The organism is Brotaphodocola sp., assembly GCF_983179755.1.
In genome coordinates this window covers 1-22,029 of sequence record NZ_CFAHBC010000009.1, presented here as the reverse complement: position 1 = coordinate 22,029, position 22,029 = coordinate 1, and the positions used below count along the sequence as shown (strand labels likewise).

Genomic DNA, 22,029 nt, shown 5'->3' with positions numbered 1-22,029 from the left:
CTGAGAGGTTTTGAGAGATCATAAGAGATTATGTGAATACAGGAAATATAGGAAATACAGAAGATACAGGAGGAAAAAAGATGATTCAGGAACAGTACAGAAAAGTCAGAGAAAAAATCGATCTTGCCTGTGCGCGCAGTGGCAGAGATCCGAAGAATGTGACGCTGATTGCAGTGAGCAAGACGAAGCCGATCGAGGATCTTCACGAGGCGTATGAGGCAGGAGCCCGTGATTTTGGAGAGAATAAGGTACAGGAGATTGTACAGAAAGCACCACAGATGCCAGAGGATACCCGTTTCCACATGATCGGTCATCTTCAGCACAATAAAATCCGTCAGGTTCTCCCGCACATTGAGATGATTCATTCGGTTGACTCCGTGCGTCTGGCAGAGTATATCGAGAAAGAGGCGCAGAAGGAAGAACGCGAGGTGAAGATTCTGCTTGAGGTCAATGTCGCAAAAGAGGAGAGCAAGTTCGGATTTGCGCCGGAAGAAGTGGAGGAAGCTGTCCTTGCAATCAGCCAGATGAAGCACTTAAAAATTTGCGGTCTGATGACAATAGCGCCAAATGTGGAACATCCGGAAGAAAATCGCCCTGTTTTTAAAAAATTATATGAATTATCTGTTGACATTAAAAAGAAAAACGTTGATAATGTTAGCATGAGTGTACTTTCCATGGGAATGACCGGTGACTATGAGGTTGCCGTTGAGGAGGGTGCAACCATGATTAGAGTCGGTACGGGAATCTTTGGTGCCAGATGATGAGGATTGGAGAGAGAATTATGAGTATTTTGAGTAAGGTAATGGATACCTTCCGGATGAACGATGGAGATATAGACGATACGGACCTGTTCGACACGGAAGACGATTATGAGGTGGAGGATAGAGATCGTTCCTCAAGAAAGAGCCGTTTTTCACAGCGAGATGATGACGATGACGATATCGAGGAGGGACGCAGAAGCCTGTTCTCCCGCTCCCCGAAGGTTGTTCCGATGAAGCAGAAGACGATGGAAGTATCGTTAATCAAGCCAACTTCTTTTGATGATGCGCGTGAGACTTGTGACTATCTGCTTGCTGGTAAGGCAGTTGTTCTGAATATGGAGGGAATCCACACAGAAACCGCACAGAGAATTATCGATTTCATCTCTGGTTCCACTTACTCCATGAATGGAAATCTTCAGAAGATCTCCAGCTATATCTTCATTGCAACACCGGAGACCGTAGAACTTTCCGGTGATTTTCAGGAGATGCTCAACAATGGCGGTCTGGAAGTTTCCGGCATGAATATTCATCTGTAAATCAATAGCAGGTCAACAGGAAATCCGCAGAAAAATCTGTGGAAAAAATCAATACGGAACGGACATCGTTCTGGGAAGAAAAGATACATAGAGCAGACAATTTTCCAGCGATTTTTCGGAAGATTGTTTGCTTTTCTTTTAACAGGGTTTAACTGCAAAGATTCTTGAATTCTTGAATTTTGAGAGTTGAGAGCAATTATGGCAGGGCAGAAAACGGGCTTGGAAACAGGAAGCAGGAGAAACGAAAAAACAGGAAAAGGAGAACATACGATGGCAGAAAGATTGAATGTGCGCAGAGATGGCAATTGGATTTATGATATTGTGGTGGAGTCCTCCTATGAGAGACTGGATGAGGAAATTCCGGCTCTGGATACCGGAAAACGGAAAATCTGTATTGTGACGGACAGTAATGTGGCACCGCTCTACCTTGAGGAGGTAAAGGAGCAGATTTCTAAGTGCTGTAAGAAAGTGGAGACATTTATCTTTCCGGCAGGAGAGAAAAATAAAAATCTGGACACGGTTCGCACTCTGTACGAGTTCCTGATTCAGAAGCATTTCGACAGAAAGGATGTTCTCGTCGCACTTGGCGGTGGTGTCGTCGGTGATCTCTGCGGATTTGCAGGGGCAACTTATCTGCGCGGAATCCGTTTCATCCAGGTTCCGACGACCCTTCTGTCTCAGGTGGATTCAAGCATCGGAGGAAAGACAGGAGTTGATTTTGACAGCTACAAGAACATGGTCGGCGCGTTCCATATGCCGTCGCTTGTCTATGCAAGCACCTCAAGCCTCCTGACGCTGTCCGCAGAGCAGTTTGCGTCGGGAATGGGTGAGATTGTCAAGCACGGTCTGATCAAGAACCGCGACTACTATCAGTGGATCTGTGAGCATGCAGATGCAATCAGAGAGCGGGATCTGAAAGTCTGTGAACAGTTGATTCTTGTCAGCTGTCAAATCAAGAGAGATGTCGTGGAGAAAGACCCGACGGAGCAGGGCGAGAGAGCACTCTTGAACTTTGGTCACACGCTCGGTCATGCGATTGAGAAACTGATGAACTTCAAGCTGGCTCATGGTCAGTGCGTTGCCCTCGGCTGTCTTGCCGCTGCCCATATCTCTGCAAAGCGCGGAATGATTACGGATGCTGAGGTGGATCAGATGAGAAAGGCATTTGCAACCTTTGATCTGCCGGTTTCGACTTCCGGCTATGGTCTGGATCCGAAAGAAGTGATTCAGGCAACAAAAAATGATAAAAAGATGGAAGCCGGTGCCATCAAGTTTGTTCTTCTGCGTCAGGTCGGTGAGGCGTATATCGACCGCACCGTGACCGAGGCAGAGATGGAAGAGGCACTGGAATGGCTTGCAGGAGGAACGCATGAAAGATAGGTTTGGCAATCTGGCAGTCTGGGGAATCGGATCGATCCTTCTTCTCTGGTTTGACCAGTACACGAAGCTGGCTGCAACGATTTCACTGAAGGGAAAGGCTCCGCGCGTACTCGTGGACGGAGTCTTTGAGCTTCTCTACTCGGAAAACCGGGGCGCTGCATTTGGAATTTTGCAGGGGCGTCAGGGATTTTTCTTTGTGATTGCACTCGCAGTTTTAATGACGGCGGGATTTATGATGTATCGGATGCCGAGTTGGAAGAATGCGCGCTACCATGCGCTCAAAATCTGTCTGATCTTTATCACGGCAGGTGCAATCGGAAATATGGCAGATCGAATTTCCCTCGGATACGTTGTAGATTTTCTGTATTTCAGCCTGATTGATTTCCCGATTTTCAATGTCGCAGACATCTATGTGACGACTGCTACGGCATTTCTTCTTGTCTTGTTTGGATTTTATTATAAGGACAGCGATCTCGAGGTCTTCTCTCTGAAAAAGAAGGAGGCGAAGCATTGATTCGGGAATTTTGTGTGGAAGAGGGAGCAGGATCCCGAATTGACCGCTATTTAAGCGAGCAGGTTGCGGAAATGTCGCGCGCTCATCTCCAGAAACTCTTAAAGGACGGGGGCGTGACGGTCAATGATCGCCCTGTCAAGAGCAGTTACAAGGTCGCAGAGGGTGACAAGATTCAGCTTGATATTCCGGAGGCGGTTGAGCCGGAGATTGTTCCGGAGGAGATGGATCTTGACATTCTCTATGAGGATAAGGACATCATTCTGATCAACAAACCGAAGGGCATGGTTGTGCATCCGGCAGCGGGGCATGCGACAGGGACCCTTGTCAACGGACTGATGGCGCACTGTCGGGGAGATCTCTCGGGAATCAACGGAGTTATGCGACCGGGAATCGTTCACCGCATCGATATGGACACGACTGGAGTTTTGATTGTCTGTAAAAACGATCAGGCGCACAACGCGATTGCCGAACAGCTCAAAGTGCACTCGATCACGAGGAAGTACTATGCGATTGTTCACGGTGTTGTGAAAGAGGATGAGGGGACGGTTCATGCTCCGATCGGTCGCCATCCGACAGACCGCAAAAAGATGAGCATCAATGAGAAGAATGGAAAAGATGCGGTCACGCATTACCGGGTTCTGCGCCGTTTCCGCCGTTTTACTTACATTGAGTGTCAGCTTGAGACCGGGCGGACGCACCAGATCCGCGTGCATATGGCAAGCATCGGACATCCGCTCCTCGGAGATCATGTGTACGGACCGGCAAAATGTCCGTTTTCTGGTTTACAGGGGCAGACGCTTCATGCCGGTGTGCTTGGGATCATTCATCCGACAACCGGGGAATATATGGAATTTCAGGCTCCTCTCCCGGAATATTTTGAGACACTTTTGAAAAAATTGGAACAGGATTGAGAATTGTAACAATAGTTTCTAAAATATACTTTTTTTTGAATAATGTTTATGTACTTTTCTGAAATTTTGAGTTATAATAGGGTTAGAAAGATTTAGGCGTGTCTCAACATTCATTTCTGTGATCGGCGGACGCGCACGAAGACAGAAAGGAGCGAAACATTATGAAGGGAAATCTTGTTATCACAATAGGCAGACAGTGCGGAAGCGGTGGTAAGGATATCGGAATGAAACTGGCAGAAAAGATGGGGGTCAAGTGCTACGATAAGGAATTGTTGGCACAGGCAGCGAAGAACAGCGGACTTTGCCAGGAATTGTTCGAGTCTCATGATGAGAAGCCGACGAGTAGCTTTCTGTATTCGCTTGTGATGGATACCTATTCGATGGGATATAATTCTTCTGCATATATGGATATGCCTTTAAATCACAAGATCTTTCTTGCTCAGTTTGATACGATCAAGAAGCTTGCAGATCAGGAGTCCTGCGTTATTGTTGGACGGTGTGCGGATTATGCACTTGCAGATTATCCGAATACGCTGTCTGTCTTTATCACGGCATCGGATGAGGAGAGAATTGCCCGTCTGAAGGATCTGTATAAGGTGGATGATGCCAAAGCAAAGGACATCATGGTGAAGACGGATAAGAAGCGTTCAAGTTACTATAATTACTATTCGAGCAAGCGCTGGGGCGATGCGAAGAGCTATGATCTCTGCCTGAGCAGTACGGCACTTGGAGTGGATGGTGCGGTTGACATGATTCTGGAAGTTGCAAAAGCAAAGCAGAAGTGGGTAAACCGGTAGAAATATTTGCAAGATGCTCTCATTTGGCGAAAATGCCGGATGAGGGCATTTTTGCGGTTGTGGAGAACTCCGACGGCGAGTAAAGTCCTGCAAACGCGCTCTCGCTCCGGGTTCAGCGTAGCAGTGCATAAGACCGTAAAATACACGGTCTAAGCACTGACGCTTCACACGGGTTTGCAGTCACTTTCTCGCCTTTCGGAGTTCCATCAAGGTATAACTCAGAGTGAATGTCCCACCCTCCTCGATAGGTAGGATTATCACAAACTTTTTCAGGAGTGGAGACAATCCCTTCTGAAGTTATACGATATTTTATTAATTTTCAGGTATCGGGAAAAAGGCGGGATCATGAGCACATATGTAGATTTGATGAGGTTGGATTTTCCGGAAGACGAGCAGGAAAAGATGGAGATGTTTGCCAGGATAGAGGGACGGCTGTCGGGACAGCGAATTGAGAAGGCAAATCGTTTTCGCAGAATGGAAGATCAGGAGCGTTCGCTCTGTGCGGGGCTGTTGCTTGATCATGCGCTTATGCGATTTGGGCGGAGGGAGAAGACGGAAGAAATTGGTGTTTCTGAACATGGAAAACCGGTGCTTTTGTCGTGCCCGGAGCTTTTTTTTAATCTCTCGCATTCGATCAATCTGGTGATGGCAGTTACTTCTGACCGACCGTGTGGCTGTGATGTCGAGGAAGTTCGCAAAGCGGTCGCCGGGGTTTCAAGACGCTTTTTTTGTGAGGAGGAATGTCAGGAGATCTTTTCGTGTCCGGAGGGAGTGCAGAGAGACCGGATGTTTACACGGTTCTGGACCATGAAGGAGAGCTATGTGAAGATGACGGGGACGGGATTGACGATTCCGCTCGACTCGTTTCGCATTCTGCTTCCGCAGAGAAGAGAGGCGCAGCTCCCGTTTCAAAAGAATATACAGGAGATGTGGGAAAGTGATACTCAGACTGAGAAAACATCGATAGAGAGCAGAAAATGTCCGGAATGTACGGTCGGGCGTGTACGGCGGAGTGGAGAACATGAGAATTGCGCGCTCTATGATTTTTCCGAATGGATCGAAGAAAAAATGGAGAAAATTTCCGGCAGGGGGGCGTGTGCTTCGGTCTGTCTTTCATCCGAAGACAGGGACGTTTTTTTCTCTTTTCAAAATCTGTCGGATGTGATATAATCACTACGAATATGGGTGGCCGGAAGGAGAGAATTTTTCATGGATATGAAACGTGTATTTTTGAAATTGAGCGGTGAAGCGCTTGCAGGCCCGAAGAAAACCGGGTTTGATGAAGATACGGTAAAGGAAGTTGCAAGACAGGTTAAGATTTCTGTTGAGGCGGGTGTTCAGGTCGGCATCGTGATCGGAGGTGGAAACTTCTGGAGAGGACGCACGAGCGATGCAATCGAGCGCACGCATGCAGATCAGATCGGTATGCTTGCCACGATCATGAACTGCATCTATGTGTCTGAGATTTTCCGCAATACCGGAATGAAGACCGAGATTCTGACTCCGTTTGTCTGCGGAACGATGACGAAGCAGTTCTCAAAGGATTTAGCAAACCAGTTCTTTGAGGAAGGACGTGTTGTATTCTTTGCAGGCGGTACGGGACATCCGTATTTCTCTACCGATACCGGAATCACTCTGCGTGCGGTTGAGATGGATGCAGATTGCATTCTTCTTGCAAAGTCGATCGATGGCGTATATGACAGCGATCCGGCTGTAAACCCGAATGCAAAGCGTTATGACACCATCCGCATTCAGGATGTGATCGATCAGAAACTTGCAGTTGTGGATCTGACCGCATCCATCATGTGCATGGAGCACAGGATGCCGATGGCAGTATTTGATTTGAATGAGAAAGACAGCATTGCAAATGCGATGCAGGGAAAAATTAACGGTACGATTGTGACCGTAGACTAACTAACAGGAGGATGTTATGCAGGATCAGTTAAAGATTTACGAGGGAAAGATGGAAAAGTCCCTGGAGGTACTTCAGGAGGAGTATTCATCTATCCGTGCAGGCCGTGCGAACCCGCATGTTTTAGACAAGATTAAGGTGGATTATTACGGAACTCCGACCCCGATTCAGCAGGTTGGTAACTTAAGCGTTCCGGAAGCTCGTATGATCGTGATTCAGCCGTGGGAGAAGTCCCTGTTAAAGGCAATCGAGAAGGCAATTCTGACCTCTGATCTGGGTATCAACCCGACGAACGATGGTCAGGTGATCCGTCTGGTATTCCCGGAGCTGACTGAGGAGCGCCGTAAAGATCTTGCAAAGGATGTCAAGAAGAAGGGCGATGCGACAAAGGTAGCAGTTCGTAACATCCGCCGTGATGCAAACGAGGCATTCAAGAAGATGGAGAAGGCTGGAGAGATCTCTGAGGACGAGCAGAAGACCGCAGAAGAAAAGATCCAGAAGATGACCGACAAGATGATCGTGAAGATCGATGCAGCAATCGATGCAAAGACCAAGGAGATCATGACTGTTTAATGCAAAAGACTGATTATTAAATTGCGTATTTTGCAAAGACAGATCCATATGTATTCTAGCAGGACAGGGGGAAATTCCTGTCCTGTATTTTTACAATCGTATATAAGTCGTATATAAGGATATAAAATGTATGTGAAAACATATATGAAAAAGCATATATAAAAAAGCATATGAAAATCTCAATGAGGATAAGTTTTGACCGTTGGGATGTCTGATTAGGGAGGATAAAAGATTATGGAAAATGATTTGCAGGGACTCGTTGTTCCAAAACATATCGCGATCATTCTGGATGGAAATGGACGTTGGGCAAAGAAGAGAGGACTTCCGCGTTCGATGGGACACAAGGAAGGCTGTGTGACGGTTGAGAAGACCGTTGAGATCGCAGCGCGCATGGGTGTTGAGTATCTGACAGTGTATGGATTCTCGACTGAGAACTGGAAGCGCTCGAGCGAGGAAGTCGGAGCTCTGATGCAGTTGTTCCGCTTCTACATGGTGCGCCTTTTAAAGACCGCAAAGGCAAACAATGTACGTGTCAGGATGATCGGAGAGCGCAGTCGTTTCGCACAGGATATCATCGACGGAATCAACCGCCTTGAGGAGGAGACGAAGGACAACACCGGTCTGACGTTTGTCATTGCCGTCAACTACGGCGGACGCGATGAGATCACCCGCGCAGTGAGACGAATGGGAGAGGCTTGCAGACTTGGAAATCTCGACCCGCAGACGATCACGGAGAGCACGGTTGCGTCTTATCTCGATACTGCAGGTATGCCGGACCCGGATCTCTTAATCCGCACGAGCGGAGAACTGCGTCTGTCCAACTATCTGCTCTGGCAACTTGCCTACTCCGAGATCTATATCACAGACTGTCTGTGGCCGGATTTTGACCGCGCAGAGCTTGTGAAGGCGATTGAGGCATATAATAAGCGTGACCGCAGATTTGGCGGAGTCAAGCAGGCGTAAGGCACGCGCAGACAGGACATAACAGGACATAAACGGAGGAAATTTTACGATGTTTACGAAGAGACTGATAAGCGGTATTGTTCTTGTCATTCTTGCAATTCTGATCGTCGGACAGGGAGGAATCCTTTTGTACGCGACGACGGCGCTGATCTCCCTGATCGGTCTGTTTGAGCTGTATCGGGTGATGAAGATCGAGAAAAATGTGCTCGGAGCAGTCGGATTTGTCTCTGCTCTGGCATATTATGGGATGGTCTGGCTGGAAAACGGTCAGCAGTATGTGACCTTGCTTGCGATTATCACGCTGATGGTGCTGATGAGCATTTATGTATTCACATTTCCGAAGTATAAGACAGAGGAGATCACGGTGGCATTCTTTGGACTGTTTTATGTGCCGGTGATGCTGTCCTATCTCTATCTGGTGCGTGTGATGCCGGATGGTGCCTACCTCGTCTGGCTTGTCTTTTTCAGCTCATGGGGATGCGATACGAGCGCTTACTGCGTCGGCATGCTGATCGGAAAACATAAGATGACGCCGGTGCTGAGTCCGAAGAAGACGATTGAGGGCGGAATCGGCGGAATTGTCGGAGCTGGACTTCTCGGATTTATTTACGGAAGCATTTTTGGAACACATATGCAGGAGCTCGCAAATCCTCAGATCACATGTGCGATTGCATGTGCGATTGCGGGAATGATTTCCCAGATCGGAGATCTTGCGGCGTCGGCAATCAAGCGCAACCACAACATTAAAGATTACGGCAACCTGATTCCAGGTCACGGTGGCATTCTGGATCGCTTTGACAGTATGCTGTTCACCGCACCGGCAATTTACTTTGCGCTGACGTTTTTAAAGTAACAGGACAAAAATAACAGGACAAGAATAAAAGTAACAATCAAAGAAAGTAACGAAAGTAACAAAGGTAACGGAAGAAACGGAAAAAGGAGAAGAACCATGAAGAAGATTGCAATTCTGGGCTCGACCGGTTCGATCGGTACGCAGACCCTGGAAGTAGTGGAGCAGAACGGAGATATTGAGGTGACGGCACTTGCAGCGGGAAGCAACATTGTGCTTCTCGAAAAGCAGATCCGGAAATTTCATCCGGTGCTTGCCTGTGTCTGGGATGAGCAGAAGGCAAGGGAACTGCGCACCGCAGTTGCAGATCTTGATGTGAAGATTGTCTCCGGAATGGATGGACTGATGGAGACGGCGACCCAGCCGGATGCCGAGATCGTGGTGACCGCTGTTGTCGGTATGATCGGAATTCGTCCGACAATCGCTGCTATGAAGGCAGGAAAGGATATTGCGCTTGCAAACAAGGAGACGCTTGTGACCGCAGGTCATCTGATCATGCCACTCGCAAAGGAGCTTGGTGTGAAGATTCTTCCGGTTGACAGTGAACACAGCGCAATTTTCCAGAGCTTAAACGGTGAAAAAGGAAATAAGATCCACAAGATTCTGCTGACGGCTTCCGGCGGTCCGTTCCGCGGATGGACGAAGGATCAGCTTGCAGGCGTTCAGGTTGAGGATGCGCTCAAGCATCCGAACTGGACAATGGGACGAAAGATCACAATCGATTCGTCGACGATGGTCAACAAGGGACTTGAGGTCATGGAGGCACACTGGCTCTTTGATGTCGAGATGGATCAGGTGCAGGTTGTCGTACAGCCTCAGAGCGTGATTCACTCGATGGTGGAGTACGAGGATGGAGCAGTGATTGCCCAGCTTGGCACACCGGATATGAAGCTCCCGATCCAGTATGCACTCTACTATCCGCAGAGAAGATTTCTTCCGGGAGATCGTCTGGATTTTGCAAAAATGGGTAAAATTACCTTTGAGGCACCGGACATGGAAGTGTTTTGCGGTCTGAAGCTCGCGTATGAGGCAGGACGTCGCAGTGGTTCCCTGCCGACGGTCTACAATGCGGCAAATGAGTATGCAGTTGGCAAGTTCTTGAAGAGAGAGATTCCGTATCTTGCGATCGTTGAGATGATCGAGTCGGCGATGGAGCATCATCACACGATAGAGAACCCGGATGTCGAGCAGATTCTTGAGGCAGAGCGCGAGACGTATGAATTCTTGCAGATGATGCAGTTTAATATGTAACTGGAATATATTTTTAGAAAAATGATTTAGAAAAATAGAATAAATATTTAGAAAGCAGGTGGTAAATTGCTGAATATTGTGGCGGCGATATTGCTTTTTGGCTTTATCGTACTGGTACATGAATTCGGTCATTTCCTGCTGGCAAAACTCAACGGGATCGGTGTCGTGGAATTTTCCATCGGCATGGGTCCCCGTCTTGTCAGTCTGGTAAAAACAAATGGAACGTACAAGGTAAAATTGCTTGCGCGCCCCGAGGCGGATGCGCTTGCGCCGGAATCGGAGACGACCGTGTATTCGCTGAAACTGCTTCCGTTTGGTGGTTCGTGCATGATGGTCGGGGAAGACAGCGATGTCGAGCATCCGGACCCGAATGCATTTGGAAATAAGCCGGTATTTGCGCGGATTCTCGTGATTGCAGCGGGACCGGTTTTTAACTTCATTCTCGCATTTCTGTTTGCGATCGTGATTGTCGGGGCAGTCGGTCATGATGCGCCGGTTCTTTATGGAGTCACTGAGGGTTCTCCGGCTCAGGAGGCAGGGATTCAGGCAGGCGACCGGATCACAAAGATCAACGGCAGAAAAATCTATGCGTACCGTGATGTACAGCTTTATACGTTTTCGCACCCGGGCGAGCAGATGGTGATTCACTATGAGCGACCGGCAGATGGAACCTGGGAGACAAAGGGCGCATTTGAAAAGCGCAGTGTGACGCTGACTCCGGCTTACAGTCAGGAGTACCAGACTTATCTGATCGGCGTGCAGTTTCGCGGGTATGAGAAGGTGCATGGAATCGGAGAGCTGATCAGCGACAGTGTGTATGAGGTGAGATACTGCGTTGTCTCGACATTTGACAGCATTCGGATGCTTGTGCACCGTCAGGTCAAGGTTGATGAGGCGATCAGTGGACCGGTCGGTATTGTCGGGATGGTCGGTGAGACCGTGCAGGAAGGACGCGAGGTCGGAACAAAGGCAGTGATTCTCGTGCTCTCGAACTGGGTGCTTTTCTTGAGCTCGAGCCTTGGAATCATGAACCTGCTTCCGATTCCGGCGCTTGATGGCGGAAGACTGTTGTTTTTGCTGATTGAACTTGTGCGCAGAAAGCCGACCGACCCAAAGATTGAGAATGCGGTTCATATGGCAGGAATGATGGTTCTGATGGCACTGATGGTACTCGTGCTCTTCAACGATATCAGCAAGCTGATTATCCGATAAGTGTTTTTATCTTGCAGGATAAGTAAAAGGATGACTGGGAGAAACGAGTCATTGCAGTGACGAAAATACTTAGAAAAAACGTAACTGTGAAGGTACTGAACAGTGACGAAAAAACGTTAAAAGTAAATGTTGAAAAAATGTTAAAGAGAAAACATGGAAAAGAAAAACGGGGAGGTAAAAACAGACGATGGCAGAGCGAATGAAGACAAAAGAAATTCATATTGGAAATCGCGTGATCGGCGGAGACAATCCGATTCTGATCCAGTCGATGTGCAACACGAAGACCGAGGATGTTGAGGCGACGGTCGCTCAGATTCTCGCACTTGAGAAGGCGGGATGCGACATCATTCGTGTCGCAGTTCCGACAATGGAGGCAGCGGGAGCGATCAGCAGGATCAAGAAACAGATTCACATTCCGCTTGTCGCAGACATTCATTTTGATTATCGCCTTGCGATTGCAGCGATTGAGAGCGGGGCAGACAAGATCCGCATCAATCCGGGCAATATCGGCTCGGAGGAGCGCGTGAAGGCAGTTGTGGACACCGCGAAAAAGTACGGAGTTCCGATCCGTGTCGGTGTCAACAGCGGTTCCCTCGAGAAAAATTTGATTGAGAAGTACGGCGGAGTGACCGCAGAGGGAATCGTTGAGAGCGCACTTGACAAGGTTGCAATGATTGAGCGCCTCGGATACGACAATCTCGTTATCAGCATCAAGTCCTCTGATGTTATGATGTGCGTGCGCGCGCATGAGCTGATCAGCAAGAAGACGCATTATCCGCTCCATGTCGGCATCACCGAGGCGGGAACGCTCTCCTCCGGAAATATCAAGTCCGCAGTCGGACTCGGAATCATTCTCTACCAGGGAATCGGAGACACGATCCGCGTTTCTCTGACCGGAGACCCGCTTGAGGAGATCAAGTCTGCAAAGAGAATTTTAAAGACACTCGGACTGCGCAAGGGCGGAATCGAGGTTGTCTCCTGCCCGACCTGCGGACGCACTCAGATCGATCTGATCGGTCTTGCAAACAAGGTCGAGAACATGGTGACCGAGTTCGATCATTTGAATCTCAAGGTTGCCGTCATGGGCTGTGTCGTAAACGGACCGGGAGAGGCGAGAGAGGCAGATTTCGGCGTTGCAGGCGGAATCAAGGAAGGTCTGCTGATCAAGCACGGAGAGGTTGTGAAGAAGCTTCCGGAAAGTGATCTGTTGCAGGCACTGCGCGCAGAGCTTGTGAAGGCATCTGAGGAGCAGAAGGCAAAGAACGCAAAAGAAGCAAAATAAACACATGATTACATGATTGAAAGGATGGATGAGACGCACAATGAAAGAATTTCTGGAAGTATTTCCCGGATTACATATGACGGATCAGATGAAGGAACTGATGGGGATGGTGAAGGTAGACCGTGTCTCCATGACGAGAGACCGTCGTCTGATTCGCGTGTACATCGAGAGTCCGCGTCTGATCCATCGAAAAAATATCATGGATTTGGAGCGCGGGATTGCAGACCAGCTCTTTTACGGCAAGCAGATTCAGATCAGGATTTTTGAGAAATACCATCTGTCTGAGCAGTACACGCCGGAAAAACTGCTGTCTGCGTACCGCGACAGCCTGCTTCTCGAACTCAAGCATTACAGCATCGTGGAGTACTCGATTTTCAGAAAGGCGCAGTTCTCATTTCCAGAGCCGGATCTTCTGCATATGACGGTTGAGGACACGATGATCAACCGTGATAAGGCAGGAGAACTCAAGCGAATCCTCGAAAAGGTTTTCTACGAGCGTTGCTCGGTTCCGGTCGAGATTGAGTTTGAGTATGTCCCGGCGACGCGCGCGAAGGCCTCGATCGAGAGAGAACTTCTCGCAGAGCAGGAAGCACTGCGGATGACGAGGGCGGTTGCAGATGTGTTGAATCTGCGCGCGCGAACGGGCGACGGTCAGGATGAATCAAATGGCGCATCTGCGACCGGAACAGATGGAGCCGGAGTAGAAGAAGCCGGGACAAGAAAGTCCTCCGGTGCAAATTCTTCTGGTGCGGGAACAACAGGAAATGCAGGTAACACGAAGCAGGCAGGTACTGCAAACGCAGGCGGTGGAATTTCTGGTGGAGAGAGTCTGGCAAAGGGTGTGGCAAAGAGTGCATCTGCTGGTTCTGATAACGGAACCGTGTCCGGCGGAGCCGGGGCGCATCCGGGCAATCTGCGCGGTGGAAAGCGCGAGAATTTCAAGAAGAGCGACTGGAGTTCAGGCGGTTACCGAAAGAAATCCGACAATCCGGACGTGCTATACGGGCGTGATTTTGAGGATGACTTTGTCGAGATCGAGAAGATTGAGGGAGAAGTCGGTGAGGTCACGATTCGCGGAAAAATCTTAAAGAAAGACAGCCGACTGCTCAAGAGCGGAAAGACGATCGTGATGTTCCAGGTGACCGATTTCACCGATACGATCACAGTCAAACTCTTTGCAGATCCGGATTCGCTCGAGGAGATTAACAAGGCGACGGCTGAGAAATCGTTTATCCGTCTGCGCGGAATGACGACAATCGATAAATTCGACGGAGAACTCACAATCGGCTCCGTGCGCGGAATCAAGAAGGGCGAGGATTTCACAAGCAAGCGCATGGATCACAGTCCGTTAAAGCGCGTGGAGCTTCACTGCCACACGAAGATGAGCGATATGGATGGAGTCAGCGATGTCAAGGACATCGTAAAGCGCGCAAAATCGTGGGGAATGCCGGCGATCGCTGTGACAGACCACGGATGTGTGCAGGCATTCACCGAGGCGAACCATGCGCTTGACAAAGGCGATGATTTCAAGATCCTGTATGGGGTGGAGGGGTATCTCGTCGACGATATGAAACAGCTCGTTGAGAACTCCAAAGGACAGAATCTGCTCGGCTCTTACGTTGTCTTCGACATCGAGACGACCGGATTTTCACCGGAAAAGAACAAGATCATCGAGATCGGCGCAGTCAAGGTCGTGGACGGCAGGATCACCGAGAAATTCAGCACCTTTGTCAATCCCGATGTGCCGATTCCGTTTGAGATCGAGAAGTTGACAAGCATCAACGATGAGATGGTGCTTCCGGCGCCGAAGATCGATGTTGTTCTGCCGGATTTCCTGAAATTCTGTGAGGGCTGTGCGCTTGTTGCCCACAATGCCTCGTTCGATGTGAGCTTCATTGCCCACAATGCAAAAGAGCAGGGGCTTCCCTTTGATCCGACGGTGCTCGACACGGTCGCAATGGCGCGCCACCTTCTGCCAAATCTGAACCGATTCAAACTCGATACGGTTGCAAAGGCACTTGGCGTTTCGCTTGAGAATCATCACCGCGCGGTCGACGATGCCGGGGCAACTGCGGAGATCTTTGTCAAGTTTGTCGAGATGCTTCGCGCGCGCGGAGTCGAGAATCTTAACCAGCTCAACGAGATGAGTGAGCTGAGTGCAGACATGATCAAAAAACTGCCGACTCACCATGTGATCATCATTGCAAAAAATGAGGTTGGACGCATCAATCTCTACCGCCTTGTATCGTGGTCACACATCGATTACTTTGCGAAGCGACCGCGTATCCCGAAGAGCGTGCTCAACGAGTACCGTGAGGGACTGATCATCGGTTCGGCATGTGAGGCGGGCGAACTCTATCAGGCACTTCTTCGCGGACTTCCCGAGGCGGAGCTGATGAAAATCGCGGATTTCTATGATTTTCTTGAGATTCAGCCACTCGGAAACAACGCGTTCATGCTCCGCGATGAGAAGAGCTCGGTGAAAACCTGGCAGGATCTCGAGGATTTGAATAAGAGAATTGTGCAGATGGGCGAGGAACTTGGCAAGCCGGTCTGCGCGACCTGCGACGTGCATTTTTTGAATCCGGAGGATGAGATTTACCGCCGAATCCTGATGGCAGGTCAGGGATTTAATGATGCCGATGATCAGGCACCGCTGTTCTTGCGGACGACCGAGGAGATGCTTAAGGAATTCGAGTATCTCGGACCGGACAAGGCCGAGGAGGTTGTGATCACAAACACGCGGATGATCGCGGATATGTGTGAGCGGATCTCGCCGGTGCGCCCGGATAAGTGTCCGCCGGTCATTGCAGATTCCGATGAGACTCTGCGTAAGATCTGCTATGACCGCGCACATGAGATTTATGGGGAAGAACTGCCGACGATCGTTGTCGAGCGACTTGAGCGTGAGTTAAACTCGATCATCTCAAATGGATTTGCCGTGATGTACATCATCGCGCAGAAACTTGTGTGGAAATCCGTTGAGGACGGTTACCTCGTAGGTTCTCGAGGTTCAGTTGGCTCATCGTTTGTCGCAGCGATGGCAGGAATCACCGAGGTAAATTCGCTGAGTCCGCATTACGTCTGCATGCACTGCCATTATTATGATTTTGATTCAGAAGAGGTAAAGAAATTCTCGGGTATGGCGGGGTGTGATATGCCCGACCGCGTCTGTCCGGTCTGTGGAAAACAGCTGACGAAAGCGGGATTTGACATTCCGTTCGAGACCTTCCTTGGATTCAAGGGCGACAAGGAGCCGGATATCGATCTGAACTTCTCGGGTGAGTACCAGAGTAAGGCGCACGACTACACCGAGGTTATTTTCGGAAAAGGTCAGACCTTCCGCGCGGGAACAATCGGTACACTCGCAGATAAGACCGCATTCGGCTTCGTAAAGAAATACTTTGAGGAGCGTGGTGTTCACAAGAGAAACTGTGAGATTGAGCGAATCGTTGAGGGCTGTGTCGGCGTTCGACGGACGACCGGTCAGCACCCGGGCGGTATTGTCGTTCTGCCGATCGGTGAGGAGATCTACTCCTTTACTCCGGTACAGCGACCGGCAAACGATATGACGACGAAGACTGTGACGACACACTTCGATTACCACTCGATTGACCACAACCTCTTAAAACTTGATATTCTCGGACACGATGATCCGACGATGATTCGTATGCTTCAGGATCTGACTGGACTTGACCCGGTTGCCGACATTCCGCTCGACAGCCCGGAGGTCATGTCGTTGTTTCAGAATACGTCGGCGCTCGGTGTCAAGCCCGAGGATCTCGGTGGATGTAAGCTCGGCGCACTCGGAATTCCGGAGTTTGGAACCGACTTTGCAATGCAGATGTTGATTGATGCCCAGCCGAAGTATTTCTCGGATCTGGTGCGTATCGCAGGTCTGGCACACGGAACCGATGTATGGCTCGGAAATGCAAAAGACCTGATTTTGAGCGGTCAGGCGACGATTCAGACTGCGATCTGTTGTCGAGACGATATCATGGTCTACCTGATTCAGAAAGGCATGGAGGAGGGACTTTCGTTCACGATCATGGAGTCTGTCCGAAAAGGTAAGGGACTAAAGAGTGAGTGGATTGAGGCGATGCTCGCCCACGATGTCCCGCAGTGGTACATTGATTCGTGTTTGAAGATCAAATACATGTTCCCTAAGGCGCATGCAGCGGCTTACGTTATGATGGCATGGCGAGTGGCGTACTGTAAGGTGTTCTACCCGCTCGCGTACTATGCGGCATTCTTCAGTATCCGTGCGAGCGGATTTTCGTATGAGCTGATGTGTCAGGGACGTGAAAAACTCGAGTTCCACCTCGCTGACTACCGCAAGCGTCAGGACTCGCTCTCGAAGAAAGAGCAGGATACCCTGCGCGACATGAGAATTGTGCAGGAGATGTATGCGCGCGGATTTGAATTCATGCCGATTGACATTTATCGTGCGCAGGCAGACCGTTTCCAGATTATTGATGGAAAATTGATGCCGTCGCTTGCAAGTATCGACGGAATGGGAGATAAGGCAGCCGAGGGTGTCGTGGAAGCTGCGGCAGAGGGACCATTCCTGTCGCGTGAGGATTTCAGAAACCGCTCGAAGGTCAGCAAGACGCTCTGCGATCTGATGGCGGATATGGGGCTTCTCGGCGATCTGCCGGAGAGCAACCAGCTCTCGTTGTTTGATTTTACGGCGTAGTGTTTAGAGAGAGTTCTTTTATTCCTTTTTGGGAAAACTGAAACTGCTGGAGAGAAGACGTGCAGTCTGCATCGTCGGATTTCCGGCAGTTTTTTCGTATAACTCAGAATTACGTGATAAGTTGTTGCAAGCATTGGGTTGAACGGAATGGGAAACTGCGTTACAGGGAATTATTGAGAAATATTAGGATTTATTTGAGAAAATGGGTACTTGACAGAATCAGAAGATCGCGCTATATTAAATATACCCACAGGGGGTATATGATTGGAAAGGAGGACTCTCTTCCATTCTGAATTATACGCTCCACGAGCGTTGACTTGAAATAACTCGCTTGCGTGGGAAATCAGATAAATGGGAGTATCACATGGAAGAAAAGAAAGAGACCAAAGAAACTTGTGAAAAAAAGTGCTGTTGCCATCACAAGACCAAGGAGCGTTCGGAGAAGGAGTACAAGGATTTGATTCATCGCTTAAACCGGATTGAAGGCCAGATTCGGGGGATTAAGGGAATGGTGGAGAAGGATGCGTACTGCCCGGATATTCTTGTTCAAGTTGCAGCGGCAAATGCGGCGCTGAACAGTTTCAATAAGGTTCTTCTTGCAAACCATATCCGCACCTGTGTGGCGGACGATATCCGGGAGGGACATGAGGAGACAATCGATGAGCTCGTTCATGTTCTCCAAAAGCTGATGAAGTAGATCAAGTAAGAGAACAGACAGATACAGATGGATGCAGATTGATGTAGATCGATTCAGATCAATTCAGGTGGATTTAAGTAGACAGAAGCCCTGCATTCTTGTATTTGACCTGTTTTGGAAGGGAGCGAAGAGATTGTGAAACAATATACAGTGACGGGAATGAGCTGTGCCGCATGCAGTGCGAGAGTCGAAAAGGCAGTCTCCAAAGTGCCGGGAGTGACTTCCTGTTCGGTCAGCCTGTTGACGAATTCGATGGGTGTCGAGGGAACTGCTGACAGTTCTGCGATTATCTCGGCGGTTGTCGAAGCCGGATACGGCGCTTCGGAGAAAGGCGCAAAGAGCGGGGAAAAGAGTGGAGGTGCAATGAGCGCATCTGAGGGAGAGGAGATGCTCAAAGATCATGAGACTCCAATTCTGAAACGTCGTCTGTGTTACTCCGTTGGATTTTTGGTTGTCCTGATGTATTTCTCAATGGGACATATGATGTGGGGATGGCCACTTCCATCCTTCTTAAATGGCAACCATGTGGCGATGGGACTGATCCAGATGCTTTTAGCGATCGCGATCATGGTAATCAACCAGAAGTTCTTTATCAGTGGATATAAGAGTCTTGCACACCGCGCTCCGAATATGGATACGCTGGTTGCTCTCGGCTCAACCGCCGCTTTCGTGTACAGCACCTACGCACTGTTTGCAATGACAGATGCTCAGGTCAAAAACGATATGGACCGCGTGATGATGTACATGGATGAGTTCTACTTTGAGTCGGCGGCAATGATTCTGACGCTGATCACGGTTGGAAAGATGCTTGAGGCCCGCTCAAAGGGAAAGACGACCGATGCCTTGAAGAGCCTGATGAAGCTCGCACCGAAGACGGCGACTGTTGTCAGAGATGGTGCAGAAGTCAGCGTGTCGATCGATCAGGTACAGAAGGGCGATGTATTTGTTGTTCGTCCGGGCGAGAATATTCCGGTCGATGGAATTGTGCTTGAGGGAAACAGTGCAGTCAACGAGTCAGCTCTGACCGGTGAGAGTATTCCGGTCGATAAGACCGTTGGAGACAAGGTTTCGGCAGCAACCGTCAACCAGTCCGGCTTCATCCGCTGTCAGGCGACGCGCGTCGGAGAGGACACAACGCTCTCCCAGATCATTCAGATGGTCAGCGACGCGGCAGCGACGAAGGCGCCGATTGCAAAGATTGCTGATAAGGTTTCCGGAGTCTTTGTTCCGACGGTTATCACAATCGCGATTGTGACAACGATCGTATGGATCCTCGCAGGAGAGAGCTTTGGATTTGCACTTGCGAGAGGAATTTCCGTTCTCGTTATCAGCTGTCCATGTGCACTTGGACTTGCGACGCCGGTTGCGATCATGGTCGGAAACGGAATGGGCGCAAAGAATGGTATCATGTTTAAGACCGCTGTCTCTCTGGAAGAGACCGGCAAGATGGATATCGTTGCCCTCGATAAAACCGGAACGATCACAAGTGGAGAGCCGAAGGTTACCGATATGATTCCGGTCGACGCAGAGTCGGAGAACGAGCTTTTAAAACTTGCGTGTGCGCTTGAGAAGAAGAGTGAGCATCCGCTGGCAAAAGCTGTTCTTGCACGGGCAGAGGAAAATGGAATCGAAGCCGGTGAGACGATGGATTTCCAGGCACTTCCGGGAAATGGTCTGACCGCAATCGCGGAGGATGGAAGCATTCTTTGCGGAGGAAATCTGAAATTTATTGAGACACAGGTAGAAGTTTCTGAGAGCGTGAGAGCACAGGCAGAACGCCTTTCCGAGCAGGGAAAGACCCCGCTGTTCTTCAGCCAGGACAAGAAACTTGCAGGTATCATCGCCGTTGCAGATGTGATCAAGGAAGATAGCCCGCGGGCAGTCAAGGAGCTTCAGAATATGGGAATCCGCGTTGTCATGCTGACCGGCGACAATGAGCGCACCGCAAAGGCGATCGGCGCACAGGCAGGTGTGGATCAGGTAATCGCAGGCGTGCTTCCGGAAGGAAAAGAAGCCGTGATCCGTTCCCTGAAAGAACAGGGCAAGGTGGCAATGGTCGGAGATGGCATCAACGATGCACCGGCACTCACGAGAGCCGATATCGGTATCGCGATCGGAGCAGGTACGGACATCGCGATCGACGCAGCCGATGTCGTGCTGATGAAGAGCCGTTTAAGCGATGTACCGGCAGCGATTCGTCTGAGCCGTGCGACACTGCGGAACATTCACGAGAACCTGTTCTGGGCATTCTTCTACAACGTGATCGGCATTCCGTTGGCAGCGGGTGTCTGGTATCCGCTGTTCCACATAAAGCTGAATCCGATGTTCGGAGCAGCAGCAATGAGTCTGTCCAGTTTCTGCGTGGTCACAAATGCGCTGAGACTGAACCTGTTTAAGATGTATGATGCCAGCCGGGACAAAAAACGGAAGACGACAGGTAAGCATGTCGCAGCCGGTGCGGATGGAGTGTCCGGGCAGGAGAATCATAAATTCCAGACGGAGAAATCCGAAATGGAAAACAAAATGGCAGGCAAGTCCGGTAACGGAACTGCAACTGCTAAAACAAACAAGGAGGAGTCGAACATGACAAAGACAATCAAGATTGAGGGTATGATGTGCGGACACTGCGAGGCAACGGTCAAGAAGGCACTCGAGGCACTGCCGGAGGTAGCAAGCGCAGAAGTTAGCCATGAGAAGGGAACCGCAGTGGTTACTCTGACCGCAGAGGTGAGCGATGACGTGCTCAAGAAGACCGTAGAAGACAAAGATTACACCGTAACGGGAATCGAGTAAAATCAAGAAATAAAGACAATTATTCATCATTATGTAATTCTAACCATTTCATAAGGCAGAAGGAGAAACAATTCCCCTTCTGCCTTATGCACTTTATGCACAATGATTTTTTTATCCCTATTTTCTGGACAATCTTGGTTTAATAAAAACAAAAGAAATCCATAATCTCAAAAAATACTTGCTTTTCCTCAAACAGGGATATATACTATACACGACCGTAGGCACTAATTTCAGAGAATTTTCTTATTGAAATGAGTTTACTTACTATTTTCCATTATCTGCAAGAAACAAACGGAAAAATGTGGCAAAGACATCATGGACGGGCGTAAAATCGCAGATTATCTGGTTCAAACAGCACCGAAAGAAGCAATTCTGATGGTCTCATATTCAGATAACTGGCGACTCTCAGAAGGAGAGTGCGACAGCCACACGATCTGCAACGTTTCAAAGGACAAGATAGTAAAGCGGTGCAGATTTTTTTTGCATAAAAGAAGATTTAAGAAGTGTTTAGATGTATTTTCCGGCATGCAAAATGAATCAATCAAACAGGATCAAAAGATTCAAACAAAAGAAAAATACTGGAATTTATTGAAATCGTCGCTTTGTCGCGTTTCAATGATCTGGTTGTCACATTGGATATACACAGGACTATCCCAGAGAGAAGAGTAAAAAATCAGAATAGAGATATTCTGATAAAAAAATTGTCTTTGAGATAGATGGTGGTTTATTATCAAAAACAGTCTGGTATTGGCGTCAGCAATAGCGGAATGGCGAAGCTTACCCAAAATCAGACCATATTACTTCATATTATCAAAAAATCTTTTGAAAAAGAAAGATATGAAAGATATTTTTCAATATCGAAAGAGGACTTTTGAGCGATATGAGTGATATATCTCGCAAG

17 protein-coding genes are annotated in these 22,029 nt (G+C 49.0%); all 17 read left to right on the top strand.

The genetic code is table 11. The annotated features are described in order from the left end of the window. The first annotated feature begins 80 nt into the window (after window positions 1-80). Entirely contained in the window at window positions 81-761 is a 681-nt protein-coding gene (locus AC4EVX_RS05305) for a YggS family pyridoxal phosphate-dependent enzyme (protein ID WP_490159723.1), read from the top strand. Window positions 762-781: 20 nt separating this feature from the next. Continuing rightward, window positions 782-1,297 (top strand): cell division protein SepF, encoded by a 516-nt coding sequence (locus tag AC4EVX_RS05300; RefSeq protein ID WP_177978725.1) that lies wholly within the window; start codon window positions 782-784, stop codon window positions 1,295-1,297. A gap of 270 nt (window positions 1,298-1,567) precedes the next feature. Beyond that, window positions 1,568-2,677: a 3-dehydroquinate synthase gene (aroB, locus tag AC4EVX_RS05295; protein ID WP_490159722.1), complete on the top strand. Its 1,110-nt coding sequence runs from the start codon at window positions 1,568-1,570 to the stop codon at window positions 2,675-2,677. Continuing rightward, the gene (lspA, locus tag AC4EVX_RS05290) at window positions 2,667-3,191 is read left to right on the top strand and encodes a signal peptidase II (RefSeq protein WP_490159721.1); all 525 of its coding nucleotides are present in this window, start codon (window positions 2,667-2,669) and stop codon (window positions 3,189-3,191) included. The genes aroB and lspA overlap by 11 nt, the downstream gene beginning before the upstream one ends. Then, the gene (locus AC4EVX_RS05285) at window positions 3,188-4,102 is read left to right on the top strand and encodes an RluA family pseudouridine synthase (RefSeq protein WP_308451170.1); all 915 of its coding nucleotides are present in this window, start codon (window positions 3,188-3,190) and stop codon (window positions 4,100-4,102) included. The genes lspA and AC4EVX_RS05285 overlap by 4 nt, the downstream gene beginning before the upstream one ends. A 161-nt stretch (window positions 4,103-4,263) precedes the next feature. After that, window positions 4,264-4,899, top strand: a complete 636-nt coding sequence (locus AC4EVX_RS05280) for a cytidylate kinase-like family protein (RefSeq protein WP_490159720.1) — start codon at window positions 4,264-4,266, stop codon at window positions 4,897-4,899. A 345-nt stretch (window positions 4,900-5,244) separates the two neighbouring features. Further along, entirely contained in the window at window positions 5,245-6,069 is an 825-nt protein-coding gene (locus AC4EVX_RS05275) for a 4'-phosphopantetheinyl transferase family protein (RefSeq protein WP_490159719.1), read from the top strand. A gap of 39 nt (window positions 6,070-6,108) precedes the next feature. Beyond that, complete coding sequence (pyrH, locus tag AC4EVX_RS05270; protein WP_177977116.1) at window positions 6,109-6,813, top strand: UMP kinase; 705 nt, start codon at window positions 6,109-6,111, stop codon at window positions 6,811-6,813. A 16-nt stretch (window positions 6,814-6,829) separates the two neighbouring features. Next, window positions 6,830-7,384 carry a ribosome recycling factor gene (gene frr, locus AC4EVX_RS05265; protein WP_177977115.1) on the top strand — a complete coding sequence of 185 codons (555 nt, stop codon included), beginning with the start codon at window positions 6,830-6,832 and terminating at the stop codon, window positions 7,382-7,384. 234 nt (window positions 7,385-7,618) lie between these two features. Next, complete coding sequence (uppS, locus tag AC4EVX_RS05260; protein ID WP_177977114.1) at window positions 7,619-8,347, top strand: undecaprenyl pyrophosphate synthase; 729 nt, start codon at window positions 7,619-7,621, stop codon at window positions 8,345-8,347. A 49-nt stretch (window positions 8,348-8,396) separates the two neighbouring features. Next, window positions 8,397-9,200, top strand: coding sequence for a phosphatidate cytidylyltransferase (locus tag AC4EVX_RS05255; protein WP_177977113.1), 804 nt, complete (start codon window positions 8,397-8,399; stop codon window positions 9,198-9,200). A gap of 96 nt (window positions 9,201-9,296) precedes the next feature. Next, complete coding sequence (locus AC4EVX_RS05250; RefSeq protein ID WP_490159718.1) at window positions 9,297-10,448, top strand: 1-deoxy-D-xylulose-5-phosphate reductoisomerase; 1,152 nt, start codon at window positions 9,297-9,299, stop codon at window positions 10,446-10,448. 69 nt (window positions 10,449-10,517) lie between these two features. Beyond that, window positions 10,518-11,660 (top strand): M50 family metallopeptidase, encoded by a 1,143-nt coding sequence (locus tag AC4EVX_RS05245; RefSeq protein ID WP_490159747.1) that lies wholly within the window; start codon window positions 10,518-10,520, stop codon window positions 11,658-11,660. Between the two features lie 187 nt (window positions 11,661-11,847). Then, window positions 11,848-12,942, top strand: coding sequence for a flavodoxin-dependent (E)-4-hydroxy-3-methylbut-2-enyl-diphosphate synthase (gene ispG / locus AC4EVX_RS05240; RefSeq protein ID WP_308451176.1), 1,095 nt, complete (start codon window positions 11,848-11,850; stop codon window positions 12,940-12,942). Window positions 12,943-12,982: 40 nt separating this feature from the next. Beyond that, window positions 12,983-17,638 carry a PolC-type DNA polymerase III gene (locus AC4EVX_RS05235; protein WP_490159717.1) on the top strand — a complete coding sequence of 1,552 codons (4,656 nt, stop codon included), beginning with the start codon at window positions 12,983-12,985 and terminating at the stop codon, window positions 17,636-17,638. 364 nt (window positions 17,639-18,002) lie between these two features. After that, complete coding sequence (locus AC4EVX_RS05230; protein WP_308451178.1) at window positions 18,003-18,335, top strand: metal-sensing transcriptional repressor; 333 nt, start codon at window positions 18,003-18,005, stop codon at window positions 18,333-18,335. 135 nt (window positions 18,336-18,470) lie between these two features. Continuing rightward, window positions 18,471-21,128, top strand: coding sequence for a heavy metal translocating P-type ATPase (locus tag AC4EVX_RS05225; RefSeq protein ID WP_490159716.1), 2,658 nt, complete (start codon window positions 18,471-18,473; stop codon window positions 21,126-21,128). Window positions 21,129-22,029: the final 901 nt, after the last annotated feature.